Here is a 21457-nt window from a genome sequence, read left to right on the forward strand (position 1 = left end):
ACGCAGTCAGCGGCAACCGGGCAAGATCGCGCAGTCGCGGTCGCGTTCGTCGCGCAGGTCCACCGGCGCATGCCGGCCCGGCAGTTCCGCCTGCAGCCGCGGGTAGGACCAGCGCCCCTGGCGGCGTTGCGCGCGCACGTCGAGCTTGCCGCTGCCATGCGGTCCCTGGATGCGGATCACCATGTCGGCGCCGCCGTCATCACCGAACTGGTTGATGCTGCCGAACGGGAACGGCTTGGCCCGCAGCGGCTGCCCGAGCGCGGCGGCCACTTCCGGGTCGCGGCCGGCGCGCGCCAGCGCCTCGCGGTAGGGCTCGCTGCGCTCCAGCGGCGCGGCCATCTGCCGCAGGCCCATCCACGAGGTCAGCGACCAGCCACCGACGATCAGCAGCACGAACAGCGGCAACGCCCACTTGAGGTTGCGTTGCAGCCAGTTGCGCGGCGGCCGCTGGCCGGGCGTGCGGGCGCCCGGCAGGGGAGGGGGCGGTGACGACATCCGTGTCCTCCTGTCCGGCTCAGGGCTTGAGGCAGCGCGCGAGGAAGTCCTCGGCGACGCGGTAGCGGTGCAGCGCGTTGCTGCCGGACAGGCCATGCTTGGCGCCCGGGTAGGTCATCAGTTCGAACGGCTGGCCGCGCTTCTGCAGCGCGCTCATCAGATTGGTCGAGTGGGTGAACAGCACGTTGTCGTCGGCCATCCCATGGATCAGCAGCAGCGGCGAGGTCAGCCCATCGATATGGGTGAGGATGCGCCCTTCGCGGTAACCGTCGGGGTTGGCCGCCGGCAGGTTCATGTAGCGCTCGGTGTAGTGCGTGTCGTACAGGCCCCAGTCGGTGACCGGCGCGCCGGCCACGCCGCAGGCGTACTGGTCCGACGCCTTGGCCAGCAGCATCAGGGTCATGTAGCCGCCGTTGGACCAGCCCTGCACGCCGATGCGCGCACCGTCCACCCACGGCTGCCGCTTCAGCCATTCCACGCCCTTGAGCTGGTCGGCCACTTCCACCGTGCCCTGCACGCCGTACAGCGCGCCGCCGAAATCGCGGCCGCGGCGCGGCGTGCCGCGGTTGTCCAGCGAGAACACCACGTAGCCGTGCTGTGCCAGGTACTGGTTGAACAGGTGGTCGCCGCGGCCGGGCCAGCTGTCGGTGACCGTCTGCGACGCCGGGCCGCCATACACGTAGACCGCCACCGGGTACTGCTTGGCCGGGTCGAAGCCGGCCGGCTTGATCAGGCTGTAGTGCAGCTCGGTGCGGCCATCGGCGGCGGTGAGCGTGCCGTACTCGACCGGCCGCTGCGCGTCGCGGTATTTCGCGTACGGATGCGCCGGGTCGGCCAGGTCGTTGTCCAGCAGCGTGGCGATCTTCTCGCCATTGGCGCGGTACAGCTCGATCTGCGGCGGCGTGGTGCTGTTGGACCAGCTGTCCACGTAGACGCTGGCGTTGTTGGCGAACGCGGCGCTGTGCATGCCCGCCGCGCGCGAGAGCTTCACCGGCGCGCCGCCGGCCAGCGGCACGGCATGGATCTCGCTGCGCAGCGGCGACTCGATCCCGGCGCGGAAATAGACCTTGCCCGCGTCCTCGTCCACCGCCAGCAGTTCATCCACCGGCCAGGGGCCGGAGGTCAGCGGGGTCAGCGTGGCGCCGTCCTCGCTGGCCAGGTACAGGTGCTCGAAGCCGCTGCGCTCGGACGACCACACGAAGCGGCCATCCTTGAGGAAGCGCAGGTCGTTGTGCAGCGGCACCCAGGTCCGGCTGGTCTCGGTGACCAGGGTGCGCTGGCGGCCGTCGGCCAGCGTGGTCTCGATCAGTTCCAGCGTCTTCTGGTCGCGGCTCTGCCGCTGGAAGGTCAGGCGCTGCGGGTCGCGCCAGGTGACGCGGGCCAGGTAGATGTCCTGCTCCCTGCCCAGGTCGACCCACTTCGGCGCGGCACCGGCACGCGGTGCCACCACACCGAGCTTGACCCGCACGTTGCGGTCGCCGGCCGCCGGGTAGCGCTGTTCGATCATCTCCACGCGGTCGGCGTACATCTCATAGCGCTTCTGCACCGGCACCGGCGATTCATCGATGCGGGCGAAGGCGATCGCCGAGTCGTCCGGTGCCCACCAGTAGCCGGTGTGGCGGTCCATTTCCTCGTCGGCGACGAATTCGGCCACGCCGTTGCCGATGGTGGCGCTGCCGTCGCGGGTCAGCTGCAGCGGCTTGCCGCTGGCCAGGTCGATCACCCACAGGTTGCGCTCGCGCACGAAGCTGACGAACCCGCCCCTGGGCGAGATCTTCGGGTCGGTGGCGAAGCCTTCGCCGTGGGTGAGCTGGCGCACCGCGTCGCGGCCCTGCTTGCCCAGGTCGTACAGGTAAAGTTCGCCGCCGAGCGGGAACAGCAGGGTCTTCGCATCGGGCGACCACTGGTAATCGACGATGCCGGTCATCGCCGCGATGCGCTGGCGCTCGCGCCGCGCCTTTTCCTCGTCGCTCAGGGTCTCGGTGCCGGGCAGCACCACCTTGGAATCGACCAGCAGCCGGGTCTGGCCGCTGGCGATGTCGTATTCCCACAGGTCCAGCTGGTTGCGGTCGCTGTCCTTGCCACGCAGGAAGGTCACGCGCGAACCATCCGGCGCCACCTTGGGCTTCATCAGCGTCGGCCCGGACAGCGGCGCGCTGCCGGTGATGGCTTCCAGGGTGAGTTTTTCGGCGTGGACGGCGGGCGTGGCGAGCATCATGGCAAGGGCGAGGAACAAGGGGCGCATGGGCTTCCTGTCATGGACAGCATGGATCGCACCATCCTAGCCGAGCCCGCCCGCGCCTGCCCCCTGCCGTCAGTCCCGCCCGCGGCTCAGCGCTGGTTGCGCTGCTCCTCGCGCAGCCGGCGGCGGATGAAGAACACCGTGAAAACCGGAATCCCCAGGATGATCAACGCCCCGCAGATCGTCAGCCAGCCCACCGGTTGCGTCAGCATGTCGCGCAGTATCGGATGCATCGTCCCCTCCCCCGTGCCGTTGTCGATAGAGGCAGCGTAGGGAGGGCTGCCGTGGCTGGCCTTGCGTTGGATCAATCCGGACGGCGGGCCGGCCTGCGGCCATTGGCCGCAGGCCGCCACGGCACCGCGGCTCAGCGCTTGCCGAACAGGTGCTGCCGCTCCTCCTCGCTCAGCGGCTTGCCGGCGTCCGGGTTCACCGTCGGGCCGAGCGCGTAGGCGCGCTGCGTGGCCGGGCGCATGGCGATGGCCTGGTGCCAGCGGTGCAGGTGCGGGAAGGCGTCGAAGTCGGCCGGCAACTTGCTGTAGGCGCCGATCCACGGGTAGCTGGCCATGTCGGCGATGCCGTACTCGTCGCCGCCCAGGTAGGCCGATTCGGACAGGCGCTTGTCCATCACCCGGTGCAGGCGCCGTACCTCGCTGTCGTAGCGCTCGATGGCATAGGCGATGCGCTCGGGCGCATACACGTTGAAGTGGCCCATCTGCCCGCTCATCGGCCCCAGCCCGCCCATCTGCCAGAACAGCCACTCCAGCGCGGTGGCGCGGCCGCGCAGGTCGCTCGGCAGGAAGCGGCCGGTCTTCTCGGCCAGGTACAACAGGATCGCGCCGGACTCGAACACGCTCAGCGGCGCGCCGCCGTCGGCCGGTGCATGGTCGACGATCGCCGGCATCTTGTTGTTCGGCGAAATGGCGAGGAACTCGGGCTGGAACTGGTCGCCCTTGCCGATGTTGACCGGTATCAGGCGGTACGGCAGCCCGGCCTCTTCCAGGAACAGGGTGATCTTGTGGCCGTTGGGGGTGGGCCAGTAATAAAGGTCGATCATGAATGCGTCTCCGTGGGGGGGAACCGTCACCGGGGATCGATACGGTAACGCTTGGCAGCCTACCGGACGACCGTTAACCTGCCGCCTTCCCGCAACGCAGCATTCCTGCCATGTCCGAACACAAACCGCTCAGCCCCCTCCCGGCCCTGATCTTCGCCTCGCGCTGGCTGCAGCTGCCGCTCTATCTCGGCCTGATCATCGCCCAATGCGTCTACGTGTTCCTGTTCGGCAAGGAACTGTGGCACCTGATCCACGACGCCAACGCCCTGGGCGAGCAGCAGATCATGCTGATCGTGCTCGGCCTGATCGACGTGGTGATGATCTCCAACCTGCTGGTGATGGTGATTGTCGGCGGCTACGAGACCTTCGTCTCGCGCCTGGGCCTGCAGGGTCACCCGGACCAGCCGGAGTGGCTCAGCCACGTCAACGCATCGGTACTGAAGGTGAAGCTGGCGATGGCGATCATCGGCATCTCCTCGATCCACCTGCTCAAGACCTTCATCGAGGCCGGGCAGCTGGGGCTGCCGCTGTGCGGGTCGGAAGCGGCCACGGGCGTTGCGTGTACCAAGTTCACCTCCACCGGGGTGATGTGGCAGACCATCATCCACTGCGTGTTCATCCTGTCGGCGGTCGGCATCGCCTGGACCGACAAACTGATGTCCAACGGGCATTCCAAACAGAACGGGCACTGATCGACGCCCCGCGCGGCCGCTGGCCCCGCCGTGCGGCGGCCATCGGCGGCAGCGCCATGCGCCCCCCGCCTCGTGCAACCCGGGGCGGCAATGCTAGATTCTCCCTTCGCACCGGGTCCGGCCGACGTGGGGAAACGCCGCGCATCCATGACGGCCCGGGCGAACCACCATTCGCGTTCGTCGATTCAAGGGGAAGATTGATGTCGTACGTCACGATCCACGGCAAAGCGCGCCTGCTGGCGCCCGCCCTGCTGGCCGTCGCCCTGGCAGCCTGCTCGGGCAAGGACGATTCCGCCCCGGCGGCTGCCGCCGGCACGCCCGCTAGCCCCGCCGCGACCCCGGCCGAGCCCGCGGTTTCGGCCAAGGTGCAGTCGATGGGCACCGACCAGCTGCGCGACTCGGCCAGCACCGCGCTGCGCGAGAACCGCATGTACGCGCCGGCGGGCGACAACGCCATGGAGTACTACCTGGCCCTGCGCGACAAGCTGCCCGACGACGCGGCGGTCAAGAGCGCGCTGACCGACCTGCAGCCCTACACCCTGATCGCCGCCGAGCAGAGCCTGGCGCGCGAGGACTTCCCCGAAGCGCAGCGCCTGGTGGCGCTGATCGAGAAGGTGGACCCGTCGGCACCGGCGCTGCCGCGCCTTAAGCAGGGCATCACCCGCGGCATGGAAGTGGCGGTCAAGCGCACCCAGGAAGAGACCGACAAGGTCAAGAAGGACGCCGAGAACCGCGCCAAGCAGCTGGTCGAACAGCAGCGGCTGGCACAGCAGCAGGCCGCCGAGGCCAGTGCCGCGCAGCAGCTTGCCGCGCGCCAGGAAGCGGCGCGCAAGGAAAGCGAGCGGCTGGAGGCCGAGCGCCAGGCCGCGGCCAAGCGCGAGGCCGACGCCCGCGCCGCGGCGCAGCAGGTGGCGGCCGCACCGAAGCCGGCCGCGGCCGCACCGACCCTGCGCGCGGTGAGCACGCCGGCCCCGCGCTACCCCGCCGACGCGCTGCGGTCGGGCACTTCCGGCGAAGTGCTGGTGGAACTCACCATCGGTACCGACGGCTCGGTGACCGATGCCCGCGTGCTGCGTGCCAACCCGCCGCGGGTATTCGACCGCGAGGCGCTGAACGCGGTCCGGCGCTGGCGCTTCGAGCCGATTTCCAGCCCGACCACGACCCGCCGCACGCTGGCATTCCAGCCCAACCAGTAGCCGCAGGAGGCTTGCCGGCGGAAGGCGTGTGCGACGAAGCGTGCGCCGGGCATTGAGGCGTGCGCGGCAAGCCGCGCACCTACGAAGACGGAACGCCCGTAGCACCCACAAAGACGAAAGGCCCGGAACGATCCGGGCCTTCATTTCGTTGCGGGTCCGGAATGTTCCGTCCGTAGCGGCGGGGCTTGCCCCGCCTGGGCCTTGCCGATGCGGCACGTGAAGCGTGCGCGGCAAGCCGCGCACCTACGAAGGCGGAAGGCCCGGGGCGATCCGGCCTCCATTCTTGTTGCGTGACCGAAGCGTTCCCATTCGTAGCGGCGGGGCTTGCCCCGCTTTGGCCTTGCCGATGCGGCACGTGAAGCGTGCGTGGCAAACATTGAAGCGTGCGCGGCAAGCCGCGCACCTACGAGGGCGGAAGGCCCGGAGCGATCCGGCCTCCATTCTTGTTGCGGGACCGAAGCGTTCCCATTCGTAGCGGCGGGGCTTGCCCCGCCTGGGCCTTGCCGCCGCGGCAGGTGAAGCGTGCGCGGCAAACATTGAAGCGTGCGCGGCAAGCCGCGCACCTACGAAGACGGAACGCCCGGATCACCCACAAAAACGAAAGGCCCGGAGCGATCCGGGCCTCTCGCTTCTCCTGCGGCGATGCGGGCTCAACCCGAGATCGCCAGCTTTTCCTGCCTGTAGCGCCACACCGCCATGGCCCACAGCACCACGGTCAGCAGCAGCGAGGCCCCGAGGTAGACGCCCCACTGCTCGGCGCCCGGCATTTCGCCGCGGGTCACCTTCACCAGCATCTGGTTCTGCGACAGGAACGGCACCGCGTACTGCCACAGCTGGGTGTCCTTCAGCGGATAGGCCATCAGCGCGTAACCGGGCATCATCGCCATCATCATCAGCCAGACGATGTGGCTCTGCGCTTCCTTCATGCTCTTGGCGCCGGCAGCCAGGCAGGTCAGCAGCGCGGTGCCGATCAGCACCAGCGGCAGCAGCACCAGCAGCAGCTTGCCCATCGCCATGAAGCTCACGTCCAGCGAACTGCCCACGCCACGGCCGAGGCTGGCGCTGAACTTGAACGACAGCAGGATCAGCAGGATCGCGGTCAGCCCGACCAGGGTCGATGCCAGCATCTTGCCGCTGACCAGGGCGCCGCGTGGCGCGGGGGTGGCCAGCAGCGGTTCCAGCGACTGCCGTTCGCGCTCGCCGGCGGTGGTGTCCATGACCAGGTGCGAGCCACCGATGAAGGCGGACATCATCAACAGGATCGGCAGGATGACCGACAGCAGGATGCCGCGCTTGGCCTCGGCGGTGGCCAGGTCGCGCGTGCCCACGCTGACCGGCATGGCCACCGCGGGGTTGACGCCGCGCGCCATCAGCCGCAGCGCGCCCACCTGCTGGCCGTAGGCCGCCAGCACCTTGCGCACGCGCGCCACCTGCACGTCGCTGGTGCGGCGGGTGGTGTCGGCGACGACCTCGACCTTGGCCGGCTTGCCGGCATGCCAGTCGTCGGCGAAGTCCGCCGCGACCACCAGCGCCACGTCCTCGCGCTGGGCGCGGATGCGGGCTTCGTAGTCGTCCGGCGCCTCGCGCGGGGTGATGCCCTGGCTGGCCAGGAACGCCATCAGGTTGGGCGCGCGCTCCATGCCGACCACGGACAGCGCCATGTCCTTTTCCAGCTGGTTGGACACCCGCAGGTTGCTGAGCTTGTCGATGCCCAGGAACAGCAGCGGGTACAGCAGCGGCGCGATGAACAGGGTCAGGAAGAAGGTGCGGCGGTCGCGGGCGAAATCGCGCAGCTCCTTGCGCATCACCGTGAACATGCTGCCAATGAATCCGGTCTTGTTCATGCGTGCAGGCCCTCTTCGCTGCCGATCAGCTTGACGAACGCGTCTTCCAGGTTGCTCTCGCCGGCATGCTCACGCAGCTCGTCCGGCGTGCCCTGCGCCACCACGCGGCCATGCGCGACGATGACGATGCGGTCGCACAGCGCCGCCACCTCCTGCATGATGTGGCTGGAGAAGATCACGCAGCGGCCCTCGCCGCGCAGCTCCTTGAGGAAGCCGCGCAGGCCGCGGGTGGTCATCACGTCCAGGCCGTTGGTCGGTTCGTCGAGGATCACGTTCTTCGGGTCGTGCACCAGCGCGCGGGCGATGGCGGTCTTGGTGCGCTGGCCCTGGCTGAAGCCTTCGGTCGAGCGGTCGAGGAAGTCCTCCATCTGCAGCGCCGCGGCCAGGCGCGCGATGCGCGCGGCGATCGCCGCCGCATCCATGCCATGCAGCTGGCCGAAGTACTCGATGTTCTCGCGCGCGGTCAGGCGCTTGTACACGCCGCGCGCGTCCGGCAGCACGCCCAGGCTGCGGCGCACCGTGTCGGGGTCGGCCGCGGCGTCCACGCCATCGACCATGACCTTGCCGGTCTCGGGGGTCATCAGCGTGTAGAGCATGCGCAGCGTGGTGGTCTTGCCGGCGCCGTTGGGGCCGAGCAGGCCGGTGATCTGGCCGTCGTGGGCGGTGAAGCCGACGTCGTCCACCGCGATCACCGGCGTCTTGTCCTTGCCCTTGCCGGGGAAGGTCTTGCGGAGTCGTTCTGCAACGATCATGGAAGCGGATTCCTCAGTGGTGCGTGGACGGTCACGGTTCCCAGCCATTGAAGCTGGTGAACGGCGGCACGTAGGTGAGTTTTTCCAGGCAGGTGGCATCGAGCGCGGCGGCGTCGGTGGTGTCGACGAACTGCGCGAACAGCTTGGGCATGCAGCCGGCGCCGATGACCGCGTGGCCCTGGCCGCGCAGCACGAACAGGCGCCCCTTGGGCAGCTGCTTGGCCACCTCCTCGCCATAGCGCGGCGGGGTGACCGGGTCGAACTCGCCTTCCAGCACCAGCGCGGGCACCGCGGTGGCCAGGGGCGTGTGGAAATCGGCCGGCATCCGGCCCTTCGGCCAGGTGCTGCACATCGCCGCCAGGCTGTCGGCCATGCGGTTGCCAAGCACGGTGTCCGCGTCCTCGGCGCGCGCCACCATGCCCTGGTCGTCCTCGCTGCAGATCACCGACAGCTGCATGCCCATGGCCATGCTGTCCTTCATGCCGCCCTGCAGCATCTTCGCCAGCGCCATCAGGTCGCCGTAGCGGCCATTGCGCGCCTCGTGGATCAGCTTGGGCAGCAGCGCGGCGGCTTCCGGCATGTAGGCGTACATGCGCACCAGCCCGGCGACGGTATCGGCGCGCAGCACGTCCTCGTGCTCCTGCCCGGTGCTGGCATCGCGGTAGCGCACCGTCACCGGGTTGGCGCGCAGTGCGGCCAGCAATGCGTCCAGTTCGGCGCGCGGATCGCCCAGCGCGGCCTTGCACGCGGGGTTGCCGGTGCATTGGGCGAACTGCAGCGCCAGCGCATCGTCCAGGTTGCGGGCGAAGATGTTGCCCAGCTGCAGGGTGTTGGGCACCACCGAGTCGAGCACGATGCTGCGCGTGCTGTGCGGGTGGCGCATGGCGTACTGCTGCGCGACGCGGGTGCCGTAGCTGACACCGACCAGGTTGATCTGCGCCGCGCCGATCGCCTGGCGCACGGCGTCCAGGTCGGCCACCGCGTCGGTGGTGGTGTAGTGGCGCAGGTCGGCCTTGCCCGACAACGCCGCCACGCAGGCGGCGGCGCTGGCCTGCATTGCTTCCGCGCTGGCGTCGTCGTCCTCCGGCGGCTCGCACGACAGCAGGTTGGATTTGCCGGTGCCGCGCTGGTCGAGCAGGATCACGTTGCGCCGCTTGCGCACCTCGGCGAAGGCCGGGTCGATCTGCGGATAGCTCTGCGTGGCGGACTGCCCGGGGCCGCCGGCCAGGAAGAACACCGGGTCCGGCAGCGCGCTTTCGGGCTTGTCCGGGGTCAGCAGCGCGATGTTCAGCGCGATCTTGCGGCCCTGCGGGTTGCCGCGGTCCTCGGCGACCTCGAAGGTGGTGCACTGGGCTTCGAGGCTGTCGCGGCTGTTCGGCGAATCGAGGGTGCATGGGCGGAACGCGAGGCTGCCGAGCATCAGCGGCTTGACCTCCGCCTCGGTGGCGGGCAGCGGCGCCTTGGCGGCCTCGGCCTCATCGGGTGCGGGCTTGAGCGCGCGGTAGCCGAGCACGGCGCCAAGCGCGGCCACCGCCAGGAGGATACGGGTCTTGCGGGACATCATCGGAACAGCCCCTTGTGGTTGATGGAACGGGTTGGGTCCTGCCAGCCCAAGACGGGGCTGGCGGCGTCATGTGACAGCGGGAAAGAAAATATCCTCGATCCTGGCATCGAACAGGCGGGCGATGCGGAACGCCAGCGGCAGGCTGGGGTCGTACTTGCCGGTCTCCAGCGCGTTGACGGTCTGCCGCGAGACCTCCAGCCGCTCGGCCAATTCCCCTTGCGACCAGCCGTGGGCTTCGCGCAGTTCACGCAGTCGGTTGTCCATGGGGGGCGGTTCAACCGTAGCGCCGGGAGACGACGATCTTGGCCAGGCCGTAGGCCAGGCATACCAGCGGGAACACCCAGATCATCGCCGCGCTGGCCGCCACGTCCAGCACCCGCGCCGATTGCAGCAGGCCGCCGGTGAGATACAGCAGCGAGACGAACGCCGCGGCGAAGCTGACCGCCTGCAGCTCGATGCGCTGCTGCAGTTCGTCGGCGTCGCGGATGTAGCGGATCATCGCCCGCAGCGTCATCGCGATCGGCGGCACCGGCAGCAGTGCGATGCAGGCACGCAGCGCGGTGCCTTCCACGCGCTTGAGCAGCAGGATCGACAGCACCAGCAGCACCACGTAGGCGCTCATGGCGATCATCATCTCGCGGCTGTAGCGCCGGCGCAGCGCCAGCGGCGCGGTGTCGCAGGCATTGGGCAGCTGCCGCCGCAGCAGCAGCACGAACAACAGGCCCACGGCCACGCCGAGGCAGATCCCGCCCAGCATGTCGGCGCTGTCGCCCGGCATCAGCCGCAGCAGCGCCAGGCCCATCGCCGCGGTGGCGAAGGCGGCGGCGATGATCCAGCGGTCGAGTGCGCGCGCCATGGCTCAGCCCCCTCCGCGCACGCGCGCCAGCACCACCCGGCCCGGCGCGACGGTGGCCGTGCGTCCAGCGACGAACGCGGCCTGGCCGGTCGCGGCGACGCCCGCGAACGCCGCGCCGGTACCTGCCTGGCTTACTGCTGCTTTCATGTCCGCGCCCCCCATGGCCCCACCCTTGTCAAGCAAGCTTTACAGGAGGATGCAGCGGCCATCCGCCATCTGTCAAGCGAGCTTTACAGCCCGGTGCTGCGCGGGCGCCGCCATCGACGGGCCCGCCGCCGGCGCGGATGCGGCCGGACGCTCAAGGCCGCGGCGCCGGCGCTACCCCAGGTCGCCGGCAACGCGGTTGCGGCCGGCGGCCTTGGCCCGGTACAGCGCCGCATCGGCCCGCGCCAGCAGGCTCTCCAGCCCGGGCACGGCATCGGCGACGGCCACGCCGATGCTGGCGGTGATGACGATCGTGCCGCCATCGCGCTGCAGCGGGCTGGCCTCCAGGGTCGCGCGCAGGCGTTCGGCCAGGGCCATCGCCTGTTCCATGCCGGTGTCCGGCAGCAGCAGCACGAACTCCTCGCCGCCATAGCGGCCGAGCAGCTGGTCGCGGCCGCGCAGGGAGCGCCGCAGGGTCCGCGCGGCGTGGTGCAGCACCTCGTCCCCGACCGGATGGCCGCGGGTATCGTTGATCCGCTTGAAGTGGTCCAAGTCCAGCAGCATCGCCGCGAACGGCTGCTGCTGGTGCAGGCTCTGCGCCAGCTGCTGCTCGCCGTCGCCCATCAGCGCGGTGCGGTTGAGCAGCCCGGTCAGGCCGTCGCGGCGGGCCAGCCGGCGCAGGTCCACCATCTGCCGCTCGACGATCAGCAGCACCAGGGCGAAGGTGTGGGCGAGCATCACGAACATGCCGCCGACGTAGGTGACGTTCATCGGCAGGCCGGCGCGCAGGATGTCGCCATCGGCGCCGGGCGCGACCGGGATCAGCGCCCGCACCAGGAACAGCGTCGCATCCAGCAGGAACACCACCGCCGCCAGCCGGCAGCTGCGGCGCACGTCGACCGGGGCATGGCGCAGCAGCAGCCAGGCCTCCCAAGTCTTCCAGATGATGATCAGCGCGCTGTACAGCGCCAGGCGGATGCCGAGGTCGGGCCTGGCCACGCTGAACCAGGCGATCGCCAGCAGGTAGCCTGCGCCCAGCACCAGGGCCGGGCGCACCGGCGCGCGGCGGCCGACATGCAGGGCCACGCCGAACAGCATCAGCATGCTGCCCAGCACCGCGAATCCGTTGCGCGCCAGGATGCCCACCGCCACCGGCAGCGGCAGCGGCACGCTGACCAGCACCGTGCTGGCCGCGCCCGCCCACATGCTTGCGGCCCACAGCCGGGGCACGGTCTGGCGGCGCAGGACCAGCAGGATCAGCGAAAAACCGGCGGCCAGGCCGATGTTCAGCAGCAGGCCGATGGCGGCGATGGTGGGAAAGTCCAGCGTGGTCATGCCCGGTGTCCTTGCGTCGAGCGGCACCGCCGAGGGTGGAGCAGCCTGCCGGATCATCGCGCCGCGTGGCGCGTGGGCACAAGCCTACTTGCTGCTGACGTACTTCTCGCGGCGCAGTTGCGGCAGCGGCAGGCCGGCCGCGCGGAGCGCCTCGAAACAGGCATCGACCATGACCGGGTTGCCGCACAGGTAGGCGATGTCGCGGGCCGGGTCCGGGGCGATTTCGGCCAGCTGCTGCTGCACGTAGCCGCTACGCACGTCCGGGTGCGGATCGGCCGGCAGCTCGCGCGACAGGCACGGCATGTAGCGGAAGCCCGGGTGGGCATCGGCGAAGGCGCGGAAATCATCGGCGTACAGCAGTTCGGCCGGGGTACGCGCGCCCTGCAGCAGCACCACTTCCACCCCGCGCCCGGCCATCGCCCTGGCCAGCAGCGGCAGCATCGAGCGGTACGGGGTGACGCCGGTGCCGGTGGCGATCAGCAGGTAACGGCCGTTGTGGTCGCCCGGCTGCAGGCAGAAGCGCCCGAACGGGCCGCTGGCGGTGATGCACTGGCCGGTCTCCAGGCCCTCGAACAGGGCCGTGGCGGCACCGCCGGGCACGAAGCTGACCGCGATGTCCACCGCATCACCCGGGCCAAGCGCGTGGTCGTGGAGGGTCGCCAGCGAGTAGCTGCGCTTGGTGGCGGTGCCGTCGGCGTAGTGGAAGTGCACCTGGATGAACTGCCCGGGCTGGAAATCCAGCGGCTGGCCGTCGTCGCGGACGAACTGGTAATGACCGACGGTGGGCGCCAGCATGCGGCGACCGACCAGCTTGAGGGGGAATTGGACAGGCACGAACGGGAAACAGTGTGTAGCCGGGCTGGTGCCGCGGGGCCTCCTATAATAGCCCCTCGCACTCATCCGGCGCCGTCACCCCGGCGCGAAGGCCCGAGCTTGGACTCCCGAATCCCTCCCGTCGCGCCGGCACTGCGCGTCCATGATCTCCGCAAGACCTACGACAACGGCGTGGAGGCGCTCAAGGGCGTCTCGCTGGAGGTCGCCCCGGGCGATTTCTTCGCCCTGCTCGGCCCCAACGGCGCCGGCAAGTCCACCCTGATCGGCATCGTCTCGTCGCTGGTGAACCTGAGCGCGGGCAGCGTGCAGGTGTTCGGCACCGACCTGGTGGCCGAACGCAGCGCAACCATGCGCCTGATCGGGCTGGTGCCGCAGGAGATCAACTTCAACCTGTTCGAAAAGCCCTTCGACATCCTGGTCAACTACGCCGGGTTCTACGGCATCCCGCGCGCCGAGGCCGAGGCCCGCGCCGAGCAGGAGCTCAAGCGCGCGCACCTGTGGAACAAGGCGCAGATGATGAGCCGCACGCTGTCCGGCGGCATGAAGCGGCGGTTGATGATCGCCCGCGCGATGATGACCCGCCCGCGCTTGCTGATCCTGGACGAGCCCACCGCCGGGGTGGACATCGAGATCCGCCGCGACATGTGGAAGACGCTGCAGGAGATCAACGCCGCCGGCACCACCATCATCCTCACCACGCACTACCTGGAAGAGGCCGAGCAGCTGTGCCGCAACCTGGCCATCATCAACCACGGCCGGATCGTCGAGCAGGGGCCGATGCGCGCGCTGCTGGCCAAGCTGGACGTGGAAGGGTTCGTGCTGGACATCGACGGCGAGTTGCCGGCGCAGCTGCCGCACATCGAAGGCGCGCAGCTGGCCGCGGTCGACGCGCACACCCTGGACCTGGACATGCCGCGGGCGATGGACCTGAACCGCGTGTTCGACGCGCTGGGCGCCGCCGGCATCCGCGTGCGCTCGATGCGCACCAAGAGCAACCGCCTGGAGGAGCTGTTCGTGCGCCTCACCGGCAACCTGGAGAACACCGCCGCATGAGCACGCCCGCTCCCCTGACCGACAGCGCCCGCAACCGCGTGGCGCTGGGCACCATCGTCCGCCGCGAGGTCAACCGCATCCTGCGCATCTGGGGCCAGACCCTGGTGCCGCCGGCCATCACCATGACCCTGTACTTCCTGATCTTCGGTGGCCTGATCGGCTCGAAGATCGGCGACATGGGCGGCTACAGCTACATGCAGTTCATCGTGCCCGGGCTGGTGATGATGAGCGTGATCCAGAACAGCTACGGCAACATCAGCTCCTCGTTCTTCGGCGCCAAGTTCGGCCGCCACGTCGAGGAGCTGCTGGTCAGCCCGATGCCGAACTGGGTGATCCTGTGGGGCTACGTCGCCGGTGCGGTGCTGCGCGGGCTGATGGTCGGCGCCATCGTGCTGATGATCGCGCTGTTCTTCACCCGGGTGCACGTGCCGCATCCGCTGGTGACGCTGAGCACGGTGCTGCTGGGGTCGACGATCTTCTCGCTGGCCGGCTTCATCAACGCGGTGTACGCCAAGAAGTTCGACGACGTGGCCATCGTGCCGACCTTCATCCTGACCCCGCTGACCTACCTGGGCGGCGTGTTCTACTCGGTCACGCTGCTGCCGGGCTGGGCACAGGCGCTGACCAAGGCCAACCCGATCTTCTACATGGTCAACGCGTTCCGCTATGGCCTGCTGGGCACCAGCGACGTGCCGCTGTGGGTGTCCTACGCGCTGATGCTCGGCTTCGTCGCCGCGCTGACCGCGCTGTCGCTGTGGCTGCTGCGGCGCGGCGTCGGCCTGCGCAGCTGAGCGCGGCCGGTTTTTCCCTGATCCCGATGGAGCCGGCAACATGCGCATCCTGATCCTTGGCGCCGGCGGTACCGGCGGCTACTTCGGCGGCCGCCTGGCCCAGGCCGGCGGCGACGTGACCTTCCTGGTGCGGCCGGCGCGCGCGGCGCAGCTGCAGCGCGACGGGCTGGTGATCCGCAGCCCGCTCGGCGACGCCGCGTTCGCGGTGGCGCATGTCACCGCCGACGCGCTGCCGGCCGTGGCCGCGGCGCGGCCGTTCGACCTGGTGATGCTCAGCTGCAAGGCCTACGACCTGGACAGCTCGATCGAGGCCATCGCACCGGCGATGGGCGCGGATACCACGCTGCTGCCGATCCTCAACGGCCTGCGCCACTACCCCGCGCTGGACGCCCGCTTCGGCCGCGCGGCGGTGCTCGGCGGGCTGTGCTTCATCAGTGCCACCAAGGCCGCGGATGGCGCCATCGTGCACCTGGACCGGCCGGCGCGGCTGACCTTCGGCGAGCGCGACGGCACCGGTGCAAGCGCACGCGTCGCCGCCCTGGCGGGCGCATGCCAGTCCGCCGGCATCGACCATCTCGCCACGGACGACATCACCGGCGAGCAGTGGATCAAGTTCACCTTCCTCGCCGCGCTGGCCGCGGCCACCTGCGCGATGCGCGCCGATGTCGGCCACATCGTCGCCACCGACCACGGCGTCGCGTTCATGCAGGCGCTGTACGGCGAATGCCTGGCCGCGGCCGCGCACGCCGGCCAGCCGATACCGGCCAAGGCGCAGGAGATCGCCCTGTCGGCGCTGACCCGGGCCGGCTCGCCGATCAAGGCGTCGATGCTGCGCGACCTGGAGGCCGGCCAGCCGGTGGAAGCGGCGCACATCGTCGGCGACATGCTCGACCGCGCGCTGGCCGCCGCACACCCCGCGCCGCACCTGCGCGCTGCGTACTGCCACCTGCAGGCCTACGAAGCGCAGCGGCGCGCATGACCACCGCCGGGGCGCTGCCGCAGCGGGTGCTGATCCTGGGGCTGGGCTTTGCCGGGCGCGCGCTTGCGCTGCATCTGCAGGCGCTGGGCGTCGCCGTGGCGGGCACGGTGCGCGATCCAGCGGCCGCGCCCGGCGATGGCATCGCGCGCCACCGCCTGCATCCGGACCACGCCCCCGACCCGGCGCTGCTGGCCGCCGTCGCCCGCGCCGACGCGGTGCTGTGCAGCGTGCCGCCCGACGCCGATGGCGACCCCGCGCTGCGCCTGCTCGGCGCTGCCCTGCAGGCCAGCCCGGCGCTGCGCTGGGTGGGCTACCTGTCCTCGACCGGGGTCTACGGCGACCGCGGCGGCGGCTGGGTCGACGAAAACGCCGAAGCCGATGCCGGCGATGCCGTCGCGCTGCGGCGGCTGCGTGCCGAAGCGCAATGGCGCGCGCTGGCCGCTGCGCGCGGCATCGCCTCGGCCACGTTGCGCCTGCCCGGCCTGTACGGCCGCGGCCGCAACGCGCTGGTGCGGCTGGCCCAGGGCAACGCGCGCCACATCGTGCGGCCCGGGCTGGTGTTCAACCGGCTGCACGTCGATGACCTGGCCGAAGCGGTGGTCGCGGCGATGCGCCGTCCGCTCCGCGATGCGTTGTACCTGCCGGCGGACGACGAACCGGCGCCGCCGCAGGACGTGCTGGCGCATGCGGCGCGGCTCGGCGGCTTCGCGATGCCGCCGGCACAGGCCTGGGATGACGCCTCGCTGGAGCCGATGCTGCGCCGCTTCCATGCGAGCAACAAACGCATCGACAGCCGTGGCACGCGCCAGGCGCTGCAATGGCAGCCGCGTTTCCGCAGCTACCGCGAGGGACTGGCGGACGCCTGGGGAGCGGGCGACGGGCGCCCGGGTCCGGCCGGCACCACGCCCTAGCCGGCCTCGGGCAGGCGGAAGAACGCGCGGGTGGCGGCGGCGGCGTTGGCTGCGGTGAGCGTCACCGGCTCGCCGCGGTCGCGTGCCAGCTCTTCGACGATGTGCGCCAGGAACGCCGGTTCATTGCGGCGGTCCTTGGGCAACGGCCGCAGCGTGCGCGGCAGCAGGTAGGGCGCGTCGGTCTCGATCATCAGCCGCCCGGCCGGGATGTGCTTCACCAGCTCGCGCAGGTGCGCGCCGCGGCGCTCGTCGCACAGCCAGCCGGTGATGCCGATATGCCAGTCGCGGTCCAGGTAGTCGAACAGCTCGCGGCGCTCGGCGGTGAAGCAGTGCACCACCGCCGGGCCCAGCCGGCCGTCGAAGTTCTTCATCATCGCCAGGAAGTCGTCGTGCGCGTCGCGCTGGTGCAGGAACAGCGGCTTGCCCACGCCGTCGACGGCAAGGTCCGCGGCCAGCTGCAGTTGCCGCTCGAACGCGCGGCGCTGGGCCGGTCGCGGCGAGAAATCGCGGTTGTAGTCCAGCCCGCATTCGCCCACCGCGACCACTTCCGGGTGCGCGTGCAGCGCACGCATCTGCGCGTCGCATTCATCGGTGTATTCGACCGCGTGGTGCGGATGCACCCCGGCGGTGGCGTACAGGAACCCCGGATGCCGCTGCGCCAGCGCCAGCGCCAGCGGCGAGTGCTCGCGGCTGGCGCCGGTCACCACCATCTGCACCACGCCGGCGGCACGCGCGCGCTCCAGCACCGCGTCCAGGTCATGGGCAAAGGACTCGTGGGTGAGGTTGGCGCCGATGTCGATCAGTTGCATGGCCGTGGGCAGGGGTGCGGAGACGGAAACCGCGCATTGTAGGCGGTCGCGCCGGCACGAACCCTTATCCTTGCGCGATGGCTCGCCCCGACTTCCCCATTTCCCCGCTGCTGCCGGCCATCGCCGACAGCCTGGCCGCGCACCCGCGGCTGGTACTCGAAGCCCCGCCCGGTGCCGGCAAGACCACCCAGGTGCCGCTGGCGCTGCTCGATGCGCCCTGGCTGCAGGGCGGCCGCATTCTGATGCTGGAGCCGCGCCGCGTCGCCGCGCGCAGCGCCGCCCAGTTCATGGCCCGGCAGCTCGGCGAAGCGGTCGGCGAGACCGTCGGCTACCGCATCCGCTTCGAGAACAAGGTTTCCGCGCGCACCCGCATCGAGGTGGTCACCGAGGGCATCCTCACCCGCATGCTGCAGGACGACCCGCTGCTGGAAGGCGTCGGCGCGCTGCTGTTCGACGAATTCCACGAGCGCCACCTGTCGGCCGACCTCGGCCTGGCCCTGGCGCTGGACGTGCAGGCCGGTCTGCGCGAGGACCTGCGCATCGTGGTGATGTCGGCCACCCTCGACGGCGAGCGGCTGGCGGCGTTCCTGGACGCGCCGCGCCTGTCCAGCGAGGGCCGCGGCTTTCCGGTGGAGATCACGCATTTCCCGGCGCGGCGCGACGAGGCGCTGGAAGCGCAGGCGCGGCGTGCGGTCGAGCACGCACTGGCGGCGCATCCGGGCGACGTGCTGGTATTCCTGCCGGGCCAGCGCGAGATCGCGCGCGTACAGGCCGCGCTGGAGCCGGTGCTCCCGGCCGCCACGGACGTCCTGCCGCTGCACGGCGAACTGCCGATCGAGCAACAGTCGCGGGTGCTGCAGCCCGACCCCGACGGCCGCCGCCGCGTGGTGCTGGCCACCAACGTCGCCGAATCCTCGGTGACCCTGCCCGGCGTGCGCGTGGTGGTCGACGCCGGCCTCGCGCGCGAGCCACGTTACGACCCCAACAGCGGCTTTTCCCGGCTGGACGCGGTGGCGATCTCGCAGGCCTCGGCCGACCAGCGCGCCGGCCGTGCCGGCCGCGTGGCCGCCGGCTGGGCGCTGCGGCTGTGGCCGCAATCGCAGCGGCTGGAACCGCAGCGGCGCCCGGAGATGGCACAGGTGGAGCTGGCCGGGCTGGCGCTGGAGCTGGCCGCCTGGGGCAGCGACGCGCTGCGCTTCGTCGATCCACCACCGGCCGGCGCGCTGGCCGCCGCGCGCGAGCTGCTGCAACGGCTTGGCGCGCTCGACGGCACCGCGATCACCGGCAGCGGCCGGCGCATGCTGGCGCTGGGCACCCACCCACGGCTGGCGGCGATGCTGCTTGCCGCGGCCAATCCGCGCGAACAGGCCCTGGCCGCCGATCTGGCCGCACTGCTGGAGGCGCGCGACCCGCTGCGCCAGGGCGGCGATGCGCTGGCCGCCCGCTGGCGCGCGCTGGCCGCGTTCCGCAACGGGCGCGCGCCGCACGATGCCAGCCGCAGCGCCCTGGCCGCCATCGACACGGCGGCGCGGCAATGGCGGCGGCGCCTGCGCTGCGATGCCACGCCGCCGGCCGACCTCGAGGCGCACGAACTGGGCGACCTGCTCGCCCACGCCTTTCCTGACCGCATCGCCGCGCGCCATCCCACCGACCCGCTGCGCTACCAGCTGGCCAACGGCCGCAGCGCGCGCCTGTTCGACACCAGCGACCTGCGCGGCGAACCCTGGCTGGTGGTCAGCGAACTGCGCTTCGAGGCGCGCGACGCGCTGCTGCTGCGCGCCGCGCCGGTGGACGAGGCGCGGCTGCGTGCCGATTTCCCGCAGCGCTTCCAGCAGCGCGACGTGGTGCGCTGGAACGGCGAGCGGCGCGCACTGGAGGCACGGCGCGAATCCGGCTTCGACCGCATCGTGCTGGACAGCCGCCCGGCCGGCAGGGTCGATCCGGCACAGGCCGCGCGCGCGCTCACCGACGCGGTGCGCGAACTGGGGCTGGAAGCACTGCCGTGGACCGACGCCCTGCGCCAGTGGCGCTACCGGGTGCAGGGCCTGCGCCAGTGGATGCCGGAACTGGAACTGCCCGACCTGTCCGACGCGGCGCTGCTGGGCACGCTCGACGACTGGCTGCTGCCGGCCTTCGCCGGCAAGACCCGGCTCGACGCGCTGGCCGAAGCGGAGCTGGGCGAAGCGCTGAAGTCGCGCGTCGACTGGAACCTGCGCCAGCAGATCGACCGCCACGCCCCGGTACGGATCAGCGTGCCGTCGGGGCTGGAGCGCGCCATCGACTATGCCCTGGACGACGACGGCATCAGCCCGCGTCCGCCGGTGCTGGCGGTGAAGCTGCAGGAACTGTTCGGCCTGGCCGACACCCCGCGCATCGCCGACGGCCGCGTGCCGCTGCTGCTGCACCTGCTCTCGCCCGGCGGCAAGCCGCTGCAGGTGACCGGCGACCTGCGCAACTTCTGGGAGAACACCTATGCGGAGGTGCGCAAGGAGATGAAGGGCAGGTACCCCCGGCATCCGTGGCCTGATGATCCTTGGAGCGCAACCGCAACGCATCGGGCAAAACCCCGCGGGACGTGAAAGATCGTCTCCCGTGGCGACGGTGAAAGCGGAATGGACCATGGATTCATGCCTGACGCGGCCCGACACCCCGTGGCATGCGGATCATCGTAGGTGCGGGGCTCGCCCCGCACGCAACGACCGGAAGGCCGTGTGGGGCGAGCCCCACACCTACGGAGGAGTGCGTCCGCCCCGCTGGTGACTAACATTTCCTGCACGCGCATCCCGCGACACTGCATGCCCGCCCCCGCAACCGAGGATTCCCCCATGAGCAAGTTCAGCGACATCACCGGATCGGCCCTGGAACGGGCCATGGAACTGGCCGGCCACGCCGGCGACAGCCTCAGGCACGGCGGTTCCAACGCCGCCGACTGGCTCAAGGCCGGCGCCGCGATCGGCGCCATGAAGACCGGCGGCCGCGCCGTGGGCCGGGTGGCACGACGCAATCCCACCGCCACCATCGCCGTGGCCGCGGTCGGCCTGGGCCTGATCGGCTACGCGGTCTATCGCAAGAACAAGCGCGACAACGCCGCACTGGAGGCCAAGTCGCAGCAGATCGCCCAGCGCCGCCGCGCGCAGACCACGGTGGACGAGACCAGCGACATCGGCAGCGACGCCTGACCCATGCGGGCGCGCCACGCGGCGCGCCCGTCCCTGTCCTACCCCTGCAGCACCCGCCACTGCCCGGGCTGCAGGCCATCGAGCGCATGCGTCCCCATCGCCGCGCGCACCAGGCGCAGCGTCGGCAGGCCCACCGCCGCGGTCATGCGCCGCACCTGGCGGTTGCGGCCCTCGCGCAGGGTGATCGCCAGCCACGCGTCGGGCACGGTCTTGCGGAACCGCACCGGCGGGTCGCGCGGCCACAGCGCCGGCGGTGTTTCCAGCAGTTGCACCCGCGCCGGCAGCGTCGGCCCGTCATTGAGCAGCACGCCGTCACGCAATGCCTGCAGCCGCTCCGGGCTCGGCACGCCTTCCACCTGCACCCAGTAGGTCTTGTCCTGCTTGTGCCGCGGATCGGTCAGGCGGTGCGCCAGGCCGCCGTCGTCGGTGAGCAGCAGCAGGCCTTCGCTGTCGTAGTCCAAGCGCCCTGCCGCGTACACGTTGCCGGGCAGGCCGAAGCCGGCCAGTGTCGCCCGTGGCGGCTGGCTGCGGTCGGTGAACTGGCACAGTACGTTGAAGGGTTTGTTGAAGGCGATGAGCATGGCAGCCGGGCACAACGACGACGATGACGGTGGCGGACGGGGATGGCCGCAGCCGCGGCGTCATCCACCCGCGCTGCGCAACCGGCCGGAACGGCAGGGCGCGCGGCCGCCGGCAAGGCGTGCCGCGCGGGCGTCGATGCGCCCCG

At 70.9% G+C, this 21457-nt stretch carries 22 protein-coding genes; 8 read left to right on the top strand and 14 right to left on the bottom strand.

Going from position 1 to position 21457, the window contains the following annotated elements; genetic code table 11:
* Positions 1–6: 6 nt before the first annotated feature.
* The 4 genes from ACJ7VY_RS15520 to ACJ7VY_RS15535 form a co-directional block, all read right to left on the bottom strand.
* A complete protein-coding gene (locus tag ACJ7VY_RS15520) occupies positions 7–495 on the bottom strand; it encodes a cytochrome c oxidase assembly factor Coa1 family protein (RefSeq protein ID WP_161615617.1) in 489 nt (162 codons plus the stop codon).
* Positions 496–514: 19 nt separating this feature from the next.
* The gene (locus tag ACJ7VY_RS15525; RefSeq protein WP_409476002.1) at positions 515–2740 is read right to left on the bottom strand and encodes a S9 family peptidase; all 2226 of its coding nucleotides are present in this window, start codon (positions 2738–2740) and stop codon (positions 515–517) included.
* Positions 2741–2826: 86 nt separating this feature from the next.
* A complete protein-coding gene (locus tag ACJ7VY_RS15530; protein WP_409476003.1) occupies positions 2827–3045 on the bottom strand; it encodes a hypothetical protein in 219 nt (72 codons plus the stop codon).
* Positions 3046–3101: 56 nt separating this feature from the next.
* The gene (locus tag ACJ7VY_RS15535; protein ID WP_313229872.1) at positions 3102–3791 is read right to left on the bottom strand and encodes a glutathione binding-like protein; all 690 of its coding nucleotides are present in this window, start codon (positions 3789–3791) and stop codon (positions 3102–3104) included.
* 110 nt (positions 3792–3901) lie between these two features.
* On the opposite strand from ACJ7VY_RS15535, the gene ACJ7VY_RS15540 reads away from it, so the two are divergent.
* Both ACJ7VY_RS15540 and ACJ7VY_RS15545 read left to right on the top strand, forming a co-directional pair.
* The gene (locus ACJ7VY_RS15540) at positions 3902–4483 is read left to right on the top strand and encodes a TIGR00645 family protein (RefSeq protein WP_104939895.1); all 582 of its coding nucleotides are present in this window, start codon (positions 3902–3904) and stop codon (positions 4481–4483) included.
* 200 nt (positions 4484–4683) lie between these two features.
* The gene (locus ACJ7VY_RS15545; RefSeq protein ID WP_104939896.1) at positions 4684–5679 is read left to right on the top strand and encodes an energy transducer TonB; all 996 of its coding nucleotides are present in this window, start codon (positions 4684–4686) and stop codon (positions 5677–5679) included.
* Between the two features lie 650 nt (positions 5680–6329).
* Here the strand turns inward: ACJ7VY_RS15545 and ACJ7VY_RS15550 are convergent.
* From ACJ7VY_RS15550 to ACJ7VY_RS15585, 8 genes are all read right to left on the bottom strand, one after another.
* Entirely contained in the window at positions 6330–7523 is a 1194-nt protein-coding gene (locus ACJ7VY_RS15550) for an ABC transporter permease (RefSeq protein WP_104939897.1), read from the bottom strand.
* Positions 7520–8275 carry an ATP-binding cassette domain-containing protein gene (locus ACJ7VY_RS15555; RefSeq protein WP_161614629.1) on the bottom strand — a complete coding sequence of 252 codons (756 nt, stop codon included), beginning with the start codon at positions 8273–8275 and terminating at the stop codon, positions 7520–7522. Before ACJ7VY_RS15555 ends, ACJ7VY_RS15550 begins: the two co-directional genes overlap by 4 nt.
* A gap of 31 nt (positions 8276–8306) precedes the next feature.
* Entirely contained in the window at positions 8307–9839 is a 1533-nt protein-coding gene (locus tag ACJ7VY_RS15560; RefSeq protein WP_312345079.1) for an alpha/beta hydrolase, read from the bottom strand.
* 66 nt (positions 9840–9905) lie between these two features.
* A complete protein-coding gene (locus ACJ7VY_RS15565; protein ID WP_104939899.1) occupies positions 9906–10103 on the bottom strand; it encodes a helix-turn-helix transcriptional regulator in 198 nt (65 codons plus the stop codon).
* A 10-nt stretch (positions 10104–10113) separates the two neighbouring features.
* On the bottom strand, positions 10114–10695 hold the full coding sequence (locus ACJ7VY_RS15570; protein WP_312345074.1) for a hypothetical protein: 582 nt from the start codon (positions 10693–10695) through the stop codon (positions 10114–10116).
* A 3-nt stretch (positions 10696–10698) separates the two neighbouring features.
* Positions 10699–10842: a hypothetical protein gene (locus tag ACJ7VY_RS15575; protein ID WP_312345072.1), complete on the bottom strand. Its 144-nt coding sequence runs from the start codon at positions 10840–10842 to the stop codon at positions 10699–10701.
* Between the two features lie 171 nt (positions 10843–11013).
* The gene (locus ACJ7VY_RS15580; RefSeq protein ID WP_409476004.1) at positions 11014–12174 is read right to left on the bottom strand and encodes a GGDEF domain-containing protein; all 1161 of its coding nucleotides are present in this window, start codon (positions 12172–12174) and stop codon (positions 11014–11016) included.
* 84 nt (positions 12175–12258) lie between these two features.
* On the bottom strand, positions 12259–13008 hold the full coding sequence (locus ACJ7VY_RS15585) for an FAD-binding oxidoreductase (RefSeq protein WP_233996251.1): 750 nt from the start codon (positions 13006–13008) through the stop codon (positions 12259–12261).
* A gap of 99 nt (positions 13009–13107) precedes the next feature.
* On the opposite strand from ACJ7VY_RS15585, the gene ACJ7VY_RS15590 reads away from it, so the two are divergent.
* Genes ACJ7VY_RS15590 through ACJ7VY_RS15605 form a run of 4 tightly spaced genes read left to right on the top strand, consistent with a single transcriptional unit; the run spans position 13108 to position 16742 of the window.
* Positions 13108–14061, top strand: coding sequence for an ABC transporter ATP-binding protein (locus tag ACJ7VY_RS15590; protein ID WP_104939903.1), 954 nt, complete (start codon positions 13108–13110; stop codon positions 14059–14061).
* Entirely contained in the window at positions 14058–14852 is a 795-nt protein-coding gene (locus tag ACJ7VY_RS15595) for an ABC transporter permease (RefSeq protein ID WP_104939904.1), read from the top strand. The genes ACJ7VY_RS15590 and ACJ7VY_RS15595 overlap by 4 nt, the downstream gene beginning before the upstream one ends.
* A gap of 40 nt (positions 14853–14892) precedes the next feature.
* Complete coding sequence (panE, locus tag ACJ7VY_RS15600) at positions 14893–15831, top strand: 2-dehydropantoate 2-reductase (protein ID WP_409476005.1); 939 nt, start codon at positions 14893–14895, stop codon at positions 15829–15831.
* On the top strand, positions 15828–16742 hold the full coding sequence (locus tag ACJ7VY_RS15605; protein WP_409476006.1) for an NAD-dependent epimerase/dehydratase family protein: 915 nt from the start codon (positions 15828–15830) through the stop codon (positions 16740–16742). Before panE ends, ACJ7VY_RS15605 begins: the two co-directional genes overlap by 4 nt.
* Here the strand turns inward: ACJ7VY_RS15605 and ACJ7VY_RS15610 are convergent.
* Positions 16739–17551, bottom strand: a complete 813-nt coding sequence (locus tag ACJ7VY_RS15610; protein WP_409476007.1) for a TatD family hydrolase — start codon at positions 17549–17551, stop codon at positions 16739–16741. The two genes, ACJ7VY_RS15605 and ACJ7VY_RS15610, sit on opposite strands and share 4 nt — an antisense overlap.
* Positions 17552–17628: 77 nt before the next feature.
* On the opposite strand from ACJ7VY_RS15610, the gene hrpB reads away from it, so the two are divergent.
* Together hrpB and ACJ7VY_RS15620 are read left to right on the top strand one after the other, a co-directional pair.
* On the top strand, positions 17629–20130 hold the full coding sequence (gene hrpB / locus ACJ7VY_RS15615) for an ATP-dependent helicase HrpB (protein WP_409476008.1): 2502 nt from the start codon (positions 17629–17631) through the stop codon (positions 20128–20130).
* A 246-nt stretch (positions 20131–20376) separates the two neighbouring features.
* A complete protein-coding gene (locus tag ACJ7VY_RS15620; RefSeq protein WP_240212529.1) occupies positions 20377–20730 on the top strand; it encodes a hypothetical protein in 354 nt (117 codons plus the stop codon).
* 38 nt (positions 20731–20768) lie between these two features.
* On the opposite strand, the gene ACJ7VY_RS15625 is transcribed toward ACJ7VY_RS15620, so the two are convergent.
* Positions 20769–21311, bottom strand: coding sequence for a pseudouridine synthase (locus tag ACJ7VY_RS15625; protein WP_104939910.1), 543 nt, complete (start codon positions 21309–21311; stop codon positions 20769–20771).
* Positions 21312–21457 lie beyond the last annotated feature (146 nt).

The sequence above is a fragment of the Stenotrophomonas sp. Y-13 genome, from assembly GCF_046267925.1.
Classification (GTDB): Bacteria; Pseudomonadota; Gammaproteobacteria; order Xanthomonadales; family Xanthomonadaceae; genus Stenotrophomonas; species Stenotrophomonas acidaminiphila_A.

Coding starts and splice junctions, on each gene's coding strand:
- ACJ7VY_RS15620 (WP_240212529.1), top strand. CDS start 20,377: ATGAGCAAGTTCAGCGACATCACCGGATCGGCCCTGGAACGGGCCATG.
- ACJ7VY_RS15595 (WP_104939904.1), top strand. CDS start 14,058: ATGAGCACGCCCGCTCCCCTGACCGACAGCGCCCGCAACCGCGTGGCG.
- ACJ7VY_RS15555 (WP_161614629.1), bottom strand. CDS start 8,275: ATGATCGTTGCAGAACGACTCCGCAAGACCTTCCCCGGCAAGGGCAAG.
- ACJ7VY_RS15535 (WP_313229872.1), bottom strand. CDS start 3,791: ATGATCGACCTTTATTACTGGCCCACCCCCAACGGCCACAAGATCACC.
- ACJ7VY_RS15540 (WP_104939895.1), top strand. CDS start 3,902: ATGTCCGAACACAAACCGCTCAGCCCCCTCCCGGCCCTGATCTTCGCC.
- ACJ7VY_RS15625 (WP_104939910.1), bottom strand. CDS start 21,311: ATGCTCATCGCCTTCAACAAACCCTTCAACGTACTGTGCCAGTTCACC.
- ACJ7VY_RS15610 (WP_409476007.1), bottom strand. CDS start 17,551: ATGCAACTGATCGACATCGGCGCCAACCTCACCCACGAGTCCTTTGCC.
- ACJ7VY_RS15565 (WP_104939899.1), bottom strand. CDS start 10,103: ATGGACAACCGACTGCGTGAACTGCGCGAAGCCCACGGCTGGTCGCAA.
- ACJ7VY_RS15545 (WP_104939896.1), top strand. CDS start 4,684: ATGTCGTACGTCACGATCCACGGCAAAGCGCGCCTGCTGGCGCCCGCC.
- ACJ7VY_RS15550 (WP_104939897.1), bottom strand. CDS start 7,523: ATGAACAAGACCGGATTCATTGGCAGCATGTTCACGGTGATGCGCAAG.
- panE (WP_409476005.1), top strand. CDS start 14,893: ATGCGCATCCTGATCCTTGGCGCCGGCGGTACCGGCGGCTACTTCGGC.
- ACJ7VY_RS15560 (WP_312345079.1), bottom strand. CDS start 9,839: ATGATGTCCCGCAAGACCCGTATCCTCCTGGCGGTGGCCGCGCTTGGC.
- ACJ7VY_RS15580 (WP_409476004.1), bottom strand. CDS start 12,174: ATGACCACGCTGGACTTTCCCACCATCGCCGCCATCGGCCTGCTGCTG.
- ACJ7VY_RS15605 (WP_409476006.1), top strand. CDS start 15,828: ATGACCACCGCCGGGGCGCTGCCGCAGCGGGTGCTGATCCTGGGGCTG.
- ACJ7VY_RS15575 (WP_312345072.1), bottom strand. CDS start 10,842: ATGAAAGCAGCAGTAAGCCAGGCAGGTACCGGCGCGGCGTTCGCGGGC.
- ACJ7VY_RS15525 (WP_409476002.1), bottom strand. CDS start 2,740: ATGCGCCCCTTGTTCCTCGCCCTTGCCATGATGCTCGCCACGCCCGCC.
- ACJ7VY_RS15570 (WP_312345074.1), bottom strand. CDS start 10,695: ATGGCGCGCGCACTCGACCGCTGGATCATCGCCGCCGCCTTCGCCACC.
- ACJ7VY_RS15520 (WP_161615617.1), bottom strand. CDS start 495: ATGTCGTCACCGCCCCCTCCCCTGCCGGGCGCCCGCACGCCCGGCCAG.
- hrpB (WP_409476008.1), top strand. CDS start 17,629: ATGGCTCGCCCCGACTTCCCCATTTCCCCGCTGCTGCCGGCCATCGCC.